Source organism: Burkholderia territorii (genome assembly GCF_001718335.1).
Lineage (GTDB): Bacteria > Pseudomonadota > Gammaproteobacteria > Burkholderiales > Burkholderiaceae > Burkholderia > Burkholderia territorii.
The window spans coordinates 129,231-141,333 of record NZ_CP013365.1 but is presented as its reverse complement, the minus strand read 5'-3'; the positions used below and the strand labels follow the sequence as shown (position 1 = coordinate 141,333).

Annotated in this window: 13 protein-coding genes; 10 read left to right on the top strand and 3 right to left on the bottom strand. The window is 66.0% G+C overall.

The genetic code is table 11. The features are described from left to right. Positions 1–129: 129 nt before the first annotated feature. Positions 130–606: a GNAT family N-acetyltransferase gene (locus tag WS51_RS00670; protein WP_069228423.1), complete on the top strand. Its 477-nt coding sequence runs from the start codon at positions 130–132 to the stop codon at positions 604–606. A gap of 34 nt (positions 607–640) precedes the next feature. Here WS51_RS00670 and WS51_RS00665 read toward each other — a convergent pair whose 3' ends face one another. Beyond that, positions 641–1,366 carry a class I SAM-dependent methyltransferase gene (locus tag WS51_RS00665; protein ID WP_060298725.1) on the bottom strand — a complete coding sequence of 242 codons (726 nt, stop codon included), beginning with the start codon at positions 1,364–1,366 and terminating at the stop codon, positions 641–643. Between the two features lie 219 nt (positions 1,367–1,585). Here WS51_RS00665 and WS51_RS00660 point away from each other — a divergent pair, with 219 nt between their 5' ends. Both WS51_RS00660 and WS51_RS00655 read left to right on the top strand, forming a co-directional pair. Further along, complete coding sequence (locus tag WS51_RS00660; protein ID WP_069228422.1) at positions 1,586–2,599, top strand: hypothetical protein; 1,014 nt, start codon at positions 1,586–1,588, stop codon at positions 2,597–2,599. A 230-nt stretch (positions 2,600–2,829) separates the two neighbouring features. Continuing rightward, on the top strand, positions 2,830–3,639 hold the full coding sequence (locus WS51_RS00655) for a TlpA disulfide reductase family protein (protein ID WP_069228421.1): 810 nt from the start codon (positions 2,830–2,832) through the stop codon (positions 3,637–3,639). A gap of 115 nt (positions 3,640–3,754) precedes the next feature. Here WS51_RS00655 and WS51_RS00650 read toward each other — a convergent pair whose 3' ends face one another. Next, the gene (locus WS51_RS00650) at positions 3,755–4,159 is read right to left on the bottom strand and encodes a hypothetical protein (RefSeq protein WP_059447543.1); all 405 of its coding nucleotides are present in this window, start codon (positions 4,157–4,159) and stop codon (positions 3,755–3,757) included. Positions 4,160–4,611: 452 nt separating this feature from the next. Here WS51_RS00650 and WS51_RS00645 point away from each other — a divergent pair, with 452 nt between their 5' ends. Together WS51_RS00645 and WS51_RS00640 are read left to right on the top strand one after the other, a co-directional pair. Further along, a complete protein-coding gene (locus WS51_RS00645; protein ID WP_059508058.1) occupies positions 4,612–5,001 on the top strand; it encodes a fucose-binding lectin II in 390 nt (129 codons plus the stop codon). 85 nt (positions 5,002–5,086) lie between these two features. Next, positions 5,087–5,821 (top strand): fucose-binding lectin II, encoded by a 735-nt coding sequence (locus tag WS51_RS00640; protein WP_059447637.1) that lies wholly within the window; start codon positions 5,087–5,089, stop codon positions 5,819–5,821. 107 nt (positions 5,822–5,928) lie between these two features. Here WS51_RS00640 and WS51_RS00635 read toward each other — a convergent pair whose 3' ends face one another. Then, the gene (locus WS51_RS00635) at positions 5,929–6,966 is read right to left on the bottom strand and encodes a histone deacetylase family protein (protein ID WP_069228420.1); all 1,038 of its coding nucleotides are present in this window, start codon (positions 6,964–6,966) and stop codon (positions 5,929–5,931) included. Positions 6,967–7,091: 125 nt separating this feature from the next. On the opposite strand from WS51_RS00635, the gene WS51_RS00630 reads away from it, so the two are divergent. The 5 genes from WS51_RS00630 to dbpA all read left to right on the top strand — a co-directional run bounded on the left by WS51_RS00630 (position 7,092) and on the right by dbpA (position 12,079). Then, positions 7,092–7,580 carry an Lrp/AsnC family transcriptional regulator gene (locus WS51_RS00630; RefSeq protein ID WP_069228419.1) on the top strand — a complete coding sequence of 163 codons (489 nt, stop codon included), beginning with the start codon at positions 7,092–7,094 and terminating at the stop codon, positions 7,578–7,580. Positions 7,581–7,646: 66 nt separating this feature from the next. Further along, positions 7,647–7,976, top strand: a complete 330-nt coding sequence (locus tag WS51_RS00625; protein ID WP_059768544.1) for a hypothetical protein — start codon at positions 7,647–7,649, stop codon at positions 7,974–7,976. 503 nt (positions 7,977–8,479) lie between these two features. Then, on the top strand, positions 8,480–10,141 hold the full coding sequence (mqo, locus tag WS51_RS00620) for a malate dehydrogenase (quinone) (RefSeq protein ID WP_196484875.1): 1,662 nt from the start codon (positions 8,480–8,482) through the stop codon (positions 10,139–10,141). Between the two features lie 341 nt (positions 10,142–10,482). Further along, positions 10,483–10,680, top strand: coding sequence for a hypothetical protein (locus WS51_RS00615; RefSeq protein ID WP_059447636.1), 198 nt, complete (start codon positions 10,483–10,485; stop codon positions 10,678–10,680). Position 10,681: 1 nt separating this feature from the next. After that, complete coding sequence (gene dbpA / locus WS51_RS00610) at positions 10,682–12,079, top strand: ATP-dependent RNA helicase DbpA (protein ID WP_059508055.1); 1,398 nt, start codon at positions 10,682–10,684, stop codon at positions 12,077–12,079. Positions 12,080–12,103: the final 24 nt, after the last annotated feature.

Here is a 12,103-nt window from a genome sequence, read left to right as displayed (position 1 = left end):
TGGCTCCAGAATGTATGAATGTCTTGGGTCTACACATGGTGCCACGAAGTTTCTATCGTTGATGTCTGCTTTCGTTTCCGGCCGCGCCGGCAACGCTTCGTTTCATCCATCCTCGAAAGGTTCGCGACCATGAACGCTACCGACACCCGCCTGACCGTGCGCCCCGTGCGGCACGACGATTTCGACGACTGGCTGCCGCTGTGGGACGGCTACAACCGCTTCTACGGCCGCTTCGGCGACACCGCGCTGCCGCGCGAAATCACGCAGCTCACGTGGTCGCGCTTCCTCGACGACGACGAGCCCGTGCACGCGTGTGTCGCGGAACGCAACGGCCGGCTCGTCGGGCTCGTGCATTTCCTGTATCACCGGAGCACGACGCTGATCGGGCCGACCTGCTATCTGCAGGATCTTTTCACGCTCGAGAGCGAACGCGGCAAGGGCGTCGGCCGCGCGTTGATCGAAGCCGTGTACGACACCGCGCACGCGCAACGCGCCGAACGCGTGTACTGGCAGACGCACGAGACGAATCACACGGCGATGCGGCTCTACGACACCGTCGCGGAAAAAACCGGATTCGTGATCTACCGGAAGGTCTTGCCGCGCTGATCGTGCCGCACGGGGCGGCGCCGTCCCGGCCGCGTTACGCCAGCGGCCGCGCCTTGATCCACAGGAACAGCGGCACGCGCGACCACTGCTTCAGCGTGTCCGTGTCGGCGCGGTCAGGCAGCGGCTCGCGCAGCGACACGACCGCGAAGCCGGCGGCCTCCAGCGCGTCCATGTAGGCCTGCAGCGGCAACGACCAGCCCGCGAAGTGCATCGACAGCCCGTCGCGCGTTTCCACGCCTTCGAAATGCGCGCTGCCGAAATACGTGCCTTCGAGCACGAACGGCGCGTCGGGCTGCGGCCCCGCGAAACGGCCGCGATCGCGAAACGGATGCACGAGCGACACGAACAGCAGCCCGCCCGGTTTCAGCACGCGGCGCGCCTCGCGCAACGCGGCCGCCATGTCGTCGAGATCCATCAGCACGTTGTACGCCATCACGATGTCGAAGCTGGCCGGATCGAACGGCAACACGGCGGCGTCGGCGAGTGCGTAACGGTGTGCGGAATTCGCGCGACGGGCGGCGTCGAGCATCGCGGGCACCGCGTCGCTCGCGGTCACGTCGTAGCCGAGCGCCTTCAGTTCGCGGCTCACGCGGCCCTCGCCGCAACCGATTTCCAGTACGTGGCCGCTGCCGTGACCGAGGTAAGCCGCCAGCCCTTCGCGATACTTCCAGAATGCATCGTGGCCCGGCCTGCCGGCCCACTCGATCCACTGGTCGGCGACGTGCGCCCAGTGTTCCGTGATGGCTTTCGTGTCGGTCATGTGTGCTCCCGGTCGGTGTGCGGCGTGCTGCCCCAGGATGCGCATGGTAAGCCGAAGCGGCCGGGCGCGTGAGCGGGTGGCGCGAAGCAAAGCCGCCCGCCCCGCCAATTTCCGTTTCCGACCTCGGCGTTCTACAGTTACGAGAAACGACATGCGACGCTGCCGACGTTCACGTTCGGTCCGCGTCCGCCGATACGCACCCGATTCCGAGGAACGTCCATGCCGAGTATCGTCGCCGGTCCCGCCCATCTTCCGCCGAGCCCCGTCGCCGCCGAAACGCGCATGGTGCACGACGTCGCCACGCTGCAGCCGTCGGACTATCGTTCGGCCGACGGCGCATCGTGGGTCATCGCCACCGTCACACCGGCCCCCGACAGCGGCGAAAACGTGACCGGCACGACCTACTTCGATACCGCGAAACAGCAAACCGTCGCGGTGCCCGACGCGCGCCGGCGTTATGCGAACCGTGGCACCTGGCAGGTGGTCGCGAGTTCGAGCCCGTCGGTGCCCGCCACCGGCCGCTACGACTGGCTGACGCTCGCATGGCTGCCGATCAACCGGCGGCCGTTGCCGCAAACGCCCGAGCATCTGTATTCGCCGTTCATTCACGGCGGCACGATCGTCTACCGCTGGAATCCGGCCACGCAAGGCGGCGAACAGTTCGACAACGTGCGGATGATCTTTCCCGAGTGGCGGCAGCAGGTAGCGGACGTGCTGCGCGCCTCGCCCGGCGACTTCGCGCATGCTGCCGCGGGCGCGCCGGCATCGGCGCTCGATCGCGTACAGCAGGACGACAACCCGATGGCCGCCGTGCTCGACTTCGGCACCGCGCTGCATGAGGAACCGGTCGACCGGATCGCCGCACGCCTGCCGGCTTTGCTGCGCGTGAACGACCTGCACGAAGTGTCGGCGATCGTGTTCCAGTGCATCGCGGCGTCGCGCGAGGAGGACCGGCCGCGCCTGGTCGAAGCGATCAGCGGGTCGATCTTCTCGATCGACGACGGCGCGCGCCTGCTCGCGATTGCCTATGGCGCATTCGCGGCGGGCAGGGCGAAGCCGCGTCCGTTCAGCGATGCCGCGCAAGCCGCGCGGATCAACGACGTGTTCGCGACATTGAAGCAGCGGACGTCAGCGCTCGGCGTGCCGGTCGCTCAGGGTTCGCCGTGGTACGAATTCTTCACCGCTGATCGGCTCGGGAGCGCGTCGCCCGGCGCCGGCGCAAGCAGGCAGTAGTTGCCCAGGCCGCGCGATCGCCGGTCGACCTGACGCTTCGGCAAGCATCGACGAAAACAACGTCGTCCTGAATGCCGGTGCGCGGCGAGCAATTCGCGCGCGCAACTTACGGCGCACATTGCTCGGTCTGAACGGGAACCGCGTGCGTCGCTCAGGGTCGAATCGCGACATGACCGGCAACGTTGCCGTGTTCACCGGTCGATCCACGATCCCCGCACCTTTTTCTTCCCATGTTGAGCATCGGTCCCTTCTCGATCCGCGTCGTCGCGGTAGCCGCCGCCGCGCTGCTGGCGTGGCTCGTCGCCCGTTTCATCCAGCGCCGCCCGCCGGACGGCCAGCACAAGAGCGCGTCGAGCCTGATCCTCGACGTGCTGCTGCTCGGGCTGGTCGCCGCGCGCATCGGCTATGTCGCGCAATGGTGGCGCGAATATTCAGCGGCGCCACGGTCCATCATCGCGCTCGGCGACGGCGGCTTCGACTGGCGCATCGGCGTTGCCGCCGCGTTGACGTTCGCCGTGTGGCGGCTGCGCGGCCTGCCCGCGCTGCGCCGCCCGGTGGCAGCCGGCATCGTCGCCGGTCTCGCCGCATGGGGCATCGCGCAAGGCACGCTGGCCACGCTGCAGCACGCCGCGCGGCCATTCGCCACGATGCAGCTCGAAGCGCTCGATTCGACGCCGGTGCCGCCGCAACGCTTTGCCGGCAAGCCGCTCATCGTGAACCTGTGGGCAACGTGGTGCGCGCCTTGCCGGCGCGAGATGCCGATCCTCGAACAGGCGCAGCGCGAGCATCCCGGCATCACGGTGCTGATGCTCAACCAGGGCGAAAACGCGCAAGCCGTGCGCGCGTTCCTCGAACAGCAGGGGCTGCGTTTCGATAACGTGCTGCTCGATCCGCCGTTGCGTGCGATGCACGCATACGGGTCGCGCGGGCTGCCCACGACGCTGTTCTTCGATGCGAAGGGCACACTCGTCGAATCGCACATGGGCGAGATCACCGCCGCGCGATTGAAGGACGCCGTGGCGCAGCGCTTCAATCAGTGATGCCGTCGGAAGCCTGCGGGAAGGCGTGGTCGATCGTCGATGGCCGGGCCCGGTCGTGGCACCGCGCATGCCTCGTTCCACGATTGGCCGGCACGTCGCCAACCATTCGCCACGCTTACGGCCTCGACAGCACCATCACGCGCCCCGACACGCGCTGAAGCTTCAACCACCCGGTGTCGGCGGTGAAGCGAAGCTGCTGCAACGGAAAATCGAAGCCCGCCTTCTGCGCGGCGCTGACCACCGCGTCGGCGATCCAGCGGATCAGTTCCTTACCTTCGTCGGTCGTCTGGTGGCCGTTCTGGACACCGTAGAAATAGCGGTTCCCCGCGTTGACTTCGTTTTGCAGCTGCATCCAGTGCCCCGGCAGGCCAGGCAGCGTCCTGAACAGGTCGGCCACGCGCTGCGTCGTCAGCCCGCGCGCCCACAACGCGCCATTCACCGCCGGCCTGGCCAGGTTGTGGCGGTCTGCCTCCTGAGCTTGCCCCTTGATCTCGCCTTTCAGAATATCGGGTTTCGTCATCGCACTGTCCTCGTGAAGGCCCGCCAACGGGCCGATTGAATGAAAGCCGCCGAATAATGGAGCACGTAATGGAGCGCGCGCGCTCCGTGCACGATACAGCTAATCTCGAAATTAATCGCCTGTCAGGTGTATCAGGCGAACGCGTCGCGATATCGAATGGCGCAAATCGGCCTGCGCCGGCACGCGCCGAAGCCGTGGCTCCGCCCATCCATTCATTATTCAAAAAGGCGTGACGCGCAGCGACATCGTTTCGCGGATATTTTTAATCATATTCAATCAAACGTTAATCACTAAATCGAACTGTTTCGATCTCCGATTTTCTGAACAATTTCCATTCCAGGCCGAATATTTTTTTATTTATTTTTCGCCATGCTGGGCACGTCGCGTTTCAAACGGCAAACGTTTGCGCGACGCACAACAATGCCTTATCCACCGATCTTCAGGAGGCAAGCATGGCCGACTCTCAAACGTCCTCGAATCGCGCCGGCGAGTTTTCGATTCCGCCGAACACCGACTTCCGCGCGATTTTCTTCGCGAATGCCGCCGAGCAGCAGCACATCAAGCTGTTCATCGGCGACAGCAAGGAGCCCGCCGCCTATCACAAGCTGACCACGCGCGACGGCCCGCGCGAAGCCACGCTGAATTCCGGCAACGGCAAGCTCCGTTTCGAAGTGACGGTCAACGGCAAGGCATCGGCCACCGATGCCCGCCTCGCGCCGATCACCGGCAAGAAATCGGACGGCTCGCCGTATACCGTCAACTTCGGAATCGTCGTGTCGGAAGACGGTCACGACAGCGACTACAACGACGGCATCGTCGTGCTGCAATGGCCGATCGGCTGACGAACGCATGCTGCATCACGCGCGACACGGCGAAATCCGATCGCCGGCCGCGTCACGCAAGACCATCCATCAAGACGAGGACGACATGACACAACCCTTTACCCACGACGACCTGTATGCGCTTCTGCAGCTCGCGGGCAACGACGCAACCGCCGTACAGGCGAACGGCGATCAGGCGGTGCTCGACCGCATGCGTCAGTTCATGACCGCGCAGCTCGTGGAAAAACTGCCGCAATACGACGTGTTCGTCGACATCGCGACCATTCCGTACAGCTTCGACGTCGGCAGCTGGCAGAACAAGGTGAAGGCCGACGCTGCGGGCCAGGTGATCGCATGCACGGTGACGTGGGCCGGCGCGCCCGGTGTGCTGCCCGGCGCGGCGGCGAAGTTCGGCGTGGGCGCGGTGGTCAATTACTTCTCGAAGGCGACGCCGCAACCCGCGCAGCCGGAACCCGCGACGACCGGCGGCGGCGAGCGCGACGGCATCTTCAACCTGCCGCCGAACATCGCGTTCGGCGTGACGGCGCTGGTCAACTCGGCCGCGCAGCAGACGATCGAAGTCTATGTCGACGACAACCCGAAGCCCGCCGCGACGTTCCAGGGCGCCGGCACGCAGGACGCGAACCTGAACACGCAGATCGTGAACTCGGGCAAGGGGAAGGTGCGCGTGGTCGTGACGGCGAACGGCAAGCCGTCGAAGATCGGCTCGCGCCAGGTCGACATCTTCAAGAAAACCTACTTCGGGCTGGTCGGCTCGGAAGACGGCACGGACGGTGACTACAACGACGGCATCGCGATCCTGAACTGGCCGTTGGGCTGAGTCGCTCTCTCCTGTCGACGGTCGCCGCGCCGGACGGCGTGGCGATCCGCATCGACGCTGATTCTTTGTGATCCGAACGACTTTCGATTGCAGCCGAAGCGATACGATCACGCGCGCCCTTCGAATCCAAGCAGCACGTTCACCGTATTGATCCCGATTTCGTCGACCATGTAGCCGCCTTCCATCACGAACAGCGTCGGCAGGTGCAGGCGCGCGAGCACCTCGCCGATCCGCACGTAGTCGGGCGAGCGCAGCCTGAAATGACTGATCGGATCGTGCTCGAACGTGTCGACGCCGAGCGACACGACGAGCAGGTCGGGCGCATGCGTCGCGATCGCGGCAGCGGCGTGGCCGAGCGCCGCCGCGTAGGTGTCCCACTGCGTGCCCTTCGGCAGCGGCAGGTTCAGGTTGAAACCTTCGCCCGCACCTGCGCCGCGCTCGTCGGCGTAGCCGGAGAAGTACGGATACGACACGGCCGGCTCGCCGTGCAGCGACGCGAACAGCACGTCCGGCCGCTCGTAGAAGATGTCCTGCGTGCCGTTGCCGTGGTGGAAATCGACGTCGAGCACCGCGACGCGCGCGGCACCGCTCGCCATGCCGTGCTGCGCGGCGATCGCCGCGTTGTTCAGGTAGCAGTAGCCGCCCATGTACTCGCGGCCCGCATGATGGCCGGGCGGGCGGCACAGCGCGAACGCCGCGCGCGCGCCGCCGCTCGACAGCAGGTCGGCGCCAGTGAGCGCCGAGTTCGCGCTCGCGCTCACTGCCTCCCACGTACCGGCGTTGATCGGTGCACCCGCATCCATCGCGAAGAATCCCAGCTTGCCGTCGATGAAGTCGGGCAGCGTCGCGGCCGACGGCAGCGCGCGCACCGGCCATACGAGCGGCAGCGCCTGGCAGGTGCGCCCGCTCGCGGTCCACTCGTCCCATGCGCCCGCGAGGAAGTCGACATAGCGCGCGCTGTGCGCGCCGGCATAGCACGCGCGGTCGAACGCGCGCGGCGGGACCACGCTGCCGAGGCCGGCCGCGCGCACCTGCGCGAGCACCGTCTCGGCGCGGAGCGGGTTCTCGAACGATTCGGTGATCGCGCCGTCCTTCAGTTCGACGCCGCGATGCAGATGGTGATCGCTGCTGTAGACCGTGAGCATGGTTGACCGTCGCCGTGAGCGCTTGAAAGGGTGACAACAGTCTATTGACGCTGGACGGCACTTGTTTTGCTTTTCACCGCTCCGTTTCATACAATTTTGAGAAAACAGCCTACGGAGACCCGGGAATGAGCAAAAATCGCGCTTCGGTGGAACTGGACGGCGTCGACCGGGCGATGCTCCGCCTGCTGCAGGAGGATGGCGCGCTGTCCAACGCGACGCTCGGCGAACGGCTGTCGCTGAGCGTCACGCCGTGCTGGCGGCGGCGCAAGCGACTCGAGGACGAGGGCGTGATCACCGGCTACCAGGCGAACCTCGACCGCCGCGCGCTCGGCATGAACGTGTTCGCGTTCGTGCAGGTCACGTTCAACATGCATTCCGATCAGGATCCGGACCACTTCGAGGACGTGATGCGGCGTCACGACGAAGTGACGTCGTGCCACAAGATCACCGGCGCGGCGGATTACATCCTGCAGGTGGTCGCCGCCGATCTCGACACGTATGCGGACTTCGTCGAACGCGTGCTGAGGAAGCAGGCCGGCGTGTCGTCGATCCATTCGAGCCTCGCGCTGCGCGAGGTCAAGTTCTCGTCGCGCGTGCCGGTGCCGGATGCGTGATCGCATCGTTCAATCGCCCGTTCGCGGGCATCCGCAGTCGAACCTCATCCCATGGAGCGCTACCGTATGAAGCCTTTCACTTGTTCCGCGTCGATTGCCGCGATGATCGCCTGTGCGCTTGCATTGAGCGCGTGCGCGACCGAGCCCGCTTCCCCGCTTCCGCCCGATGTCGCCGGTCAGAACACCCAGGCCTCGCAGACCGCGCAAGCCGGACAAGCCGCGCCGCCGCTCGTCGGCGGCGATCGCGATGCGCATGGCTGCATCGGCTCGGCGGGCTACGCATGGTGCGAACGAACGCAGCAATGCGAGCGTCCGTGGGAACTCGCGAAGGCGCATGGCTTCGCGAATTCGGCGCAGGGATACGCGCAGTTCTGCCACGGCGGCGCGTCGAACTGATGCCGTGACGGCAACCGGATCGCGGTGCAACGCCGCGATCCGGATGAAGTAACGCTTTCGCGCGAATCGCGCCTGTTCCGTCCCCGCCGTTTTTGCCGTTCCGCGCCCCGCCTTTCCGGAAACCCGGACACGTAAAAAACCCCACGAAAACAAGGATATTCCGCGTGTGCGACACCGGAATCGAGTTCGGTTATATTACGCGCCCCTTGCCATCCCGCCCCCGTCGAATGCATTGCGCGCGGCCTCTTTCGGCGCAGCCTGAAGCCGTGTCCGGCGAGGCTTGCTGCACGGGCCCGCACGCTCGTTGCACGACCGTGAAGCGTGAACTTGCATGACCGCATCAAGCCGATCCGAAGGTGTCCTTCGCAACGGCTTCGCGTGCGCAAATGCAACGGTGAACGCGGCCGATCCGGAATTCCGGATTCGCGCTCCGGATCTCCGGACGCGCGGGTCGAACGCGAATCCGCATCGGCCGGGCGGCATGGCAAACCGATGCATCCAAGTTGAAAAAGGGATCTGCTGTGATCAAAACGTTACGGGTAATACTGTCGGCGCTCGCGCTGTGCGTCGCGGCGACGTCCGCGAATGCCGCCGATACGAAGAAGGTCGACGTCCTGCTGGTGGGCGGCGGCATCATGAGCTCGACGCTCGGCGTGTGGCTGCACGAGCTTCAGCCCGACTGGTCGATGACGATGGTCGAACGCCTCGACGGCGTCGCGCTGGAAAGCTCGAACGGCTGGAACAACGCGGGCACCGGCCACTCGGCGCTCGCCGAACTGAACTACACGCCGGAGAAGGCGGACGGCAAGATCGACATCTCGAAGGCGATCGAGATCAACGAGTCGTTCCAGATCTCGCGCCAGTTCTGGGCGTGGCAAGTCCGGCAGGGCGTGCTGAAGAACCCGCGCTCGTTCATCAACTCGACGCCACACATGAGCTTCGTGTGGGGCGACGACAACGTCCGCTTCCTGAAGAAGCGCTACGACGCGCTGCAGGCGAGCCCGCTGTTCCGCGGGATGCAGTATTCGGAAGACTACGACCAGATCAAGCAGTGGGTGCCGCTGATGATGGAAGGCCGCGACCGCAACCAGAAGGTCGCGGCAACGTGGACACCGATCGGCACCGACGTGAACTTCGGCGAGATCACGCGCCAGTTCGTCGGCTACCTGAAGACGCAGCCGAATTTCACGCTGTCGCTGTCGAGCGAAGTGCGCGAGATCTCGCGCAACGCCGACGGCACGTGGCACGTGTCGTGGGTGAAACTGCATTCGGATGAACCGCCGCAGGCCGTCGACGCGAAATTCGTGTTCATCGGCGCGGGCGGCGGTGCGCTGCACCTGCTGCAGGCCTCGGGCATTCCAGAGGCGAAGGACTACGGCGCGTTCCCGGTCGGCGGTTCGTTCCTCGTGACCGACAACCCCGAAGTCGTGAAGCGCCACCTCGCGAAGGCATACGGCAAGGCGTCGGTCGGCTCGCCGCCGATGTCGGTGCCGCACCTCGATACGCGCATCATCGACGGCAAGAAGATCATCCTGTTTGGGCCGTTCGCGACGTTCTCGACCAAGTTCCTGAAGAACGGCTCGTACTTCGACCTCGCGAAGAGCACCAACGTGCACAACGTCGCCCCGATGATGCGGGTCGGCATCGACGAGTTTCCGCTCGTCCAGTACCTCGCGGGCCAGCTGATGCTGTCCGACGACGACCGCTTCAACGCACTCAAGGAGTATTTCCCCGACGCGAAGAAGGAAGACTGGCGCCTGTGGCAGGCCGGCCAGCGCGTGCAGATCATCAAGCGCGATCCGAAGAAGGGCGGCGTACTGAAGCTCGGCACCGAGATCGTCAGCTCGCAGGACGGCAGCATCGCGGGGCTGCTCGGCGCATCGCCGGGCGCGTCGACGGCCGCGCCGATCATGCTGAACCTGATGCAGAAGGTGTTCAAGGACAAGGTCGCGACGCCCGAATGGCAGCAGAAGATCCGCCAGATCGTGCCGAGCTACGGCACGAAGCTGAACGACAGCCCGGCGAAGGTCGTCGAGGAATGGACCTACACGAGCGACGTGCTGCAGCTCTCGCCGCCGCCGAAGATCGACCTGACCGCGCCGTCGCAGGCGACGGGCGCAACCCCGGTGCGCCCCGCGAAGGCATCGGCCGACATGGCGCTGTAACGCGTCCGGCCCCGTTTCGTCGCATCGCACGGCCGCCCTTCGGGGCGGCCGTTTTTCATGGCGAAGGCGGGCGGTGCCGCGCGCGCTCGCCGGTGGCGGCTCCGCAGCCCCGCAAGGACGCTCGTCCGAAGCCGGCCGGTGCGTGCCGTATCGCCCACTGCCGGCTCCCCGCATCCGCTAGAATTGCGGGCACGCGCGACGCCGTCGCCACCCGATCCACCACCCGCATCGACGCGGTCACGCGACCGCCGGTGCGGCCCGCGCCCGAGCCGCGCGAGCGCCGCACGCCGTTGCCGCGCCCGCCGGGCGCGCCACCAACCGAATTCAGCTGGAGAAAGACCGTGTTTACCTGCCGAAACCAGAGCTGCGGCACGCAGTGGGAGACGTCCGACGTCGTCATCAAGGACGAAGGCCAGGGGCTGTTGTTCCGCTGCCCGCTGTGCGGCGCGCGCAACTATCTTGAACGCTTCGAGGACGATGAAGGCAACGTCCTCTACGAACAGATGGAAGGCCGCCCTTACCTCGGAGATCTCTCCTGACATGACCCAATCGACCGCCACGCCGTTCAGCGCGCTGCCGCTGACGCCCGCCATGCTCGCGAACCTCGCGCAGCTCGGCTATGTCGACATGACGCCGATCCAGGCCGCGAGCCTGCCGATCGCACTGGCCGGCCAGGACCTCATTGCGCAGGCGAAGACGGGCAGCGGCAAGACCGCCGCGTTCTCGCTCGCGCTGCTCGCGCGCCTCGACGCGCGCCGCTTCGACGTGCAGGCGATGATCCTGTGCCCGACGCGCGAGCTCGCCGACCAGGTCGCGCAGGAAGTGCGCCGCCTCGCGCGCGCCGAGGAAAACGTGAAGGTGCTGACGCTGTGCGGCGGCACGCCGATGCGACCGCAGGCGCAAAGCCTCGAGCATGGCGCGCACATCGTCGTGGGCACGCCGGGGCGCATCATGGATCACCTCGATCGCGGCAACCTGACGCTCGATGCGCTGAACACGCTCGTGCTCGACGAGGCCGACCGGATGCTCGACATGGGCTTCTTCGACGACATCGCGAAGGTCGCGCGGATGTGCCCGACGACGCGCCAGACGCTGCTGTTCTCGGCGACCTACCCGGACGGCATCGCGAAGCTGAGCCAGCAGTTCCTGCGTAATCCGAAAGAAGTGAAGCTCGAGGAGCGCCACGACGACAGCAAGATCCGCCAGCGCTTCTACGAAGTGACGGAAACCGAGCGGCTGCACGCAGTGGGCCAGTTGCTGAACCACTATCGGCCGGTGAGCACGATCGCGTTCTGCAACACCAAGCAGCAATGCCGCGACCTGCTCGACGTGCTGCACGCACAGGGCTTCCACGCGCTCGCGCTGCACGGCGAGCTCGAACAGCGCGAACGCGACCAGGTGCTGATCCAGTTCGCGAACCGCAGTTGCTCGGTGCTGGTCGCGACCGATGTCGCCGCACGCGGGCTCGACATCGCCCAGCTCGAGGCGGTGATCAACGTCGACGTGACGCCCGATCCCGAAGTGCACGTGCACCGCATCGGCCGCACCGGCCGTGCCGATCAGGAAGGCTGGGCGCTGAGCCTCGCCAGCATGGACGAGATGGGACGCGTCGGCGCGATCGAGCAGGCGCAGAAGCGCGAGGTCGAATGGCATCCGCTCGCGGAACTGAAGCCGGCCAGCAACGACCCGCTGCTGCCGCCGATGGAAACGCTGCAGATCCTCGGCGGGCGCAAGGACAAGATCCGCCCGGGCGACGTACTCGGCGCACTGACCGGCGACGCGGGCTTCGACGGCAAGCAGATTGGCAAGATCAACGTGACCGAGTTCTCGACCTACGTGGCGATCGAGCGCGGCGTCGCGCGCGACGCGCTGCGCAAGCTCAATGCAGGGAAGATCAAGGGCAAGCGGGTCAAGGTTCGGTTGATGGACGAGGAATGACGCGCTGATGCCGGCGCGCGCCGC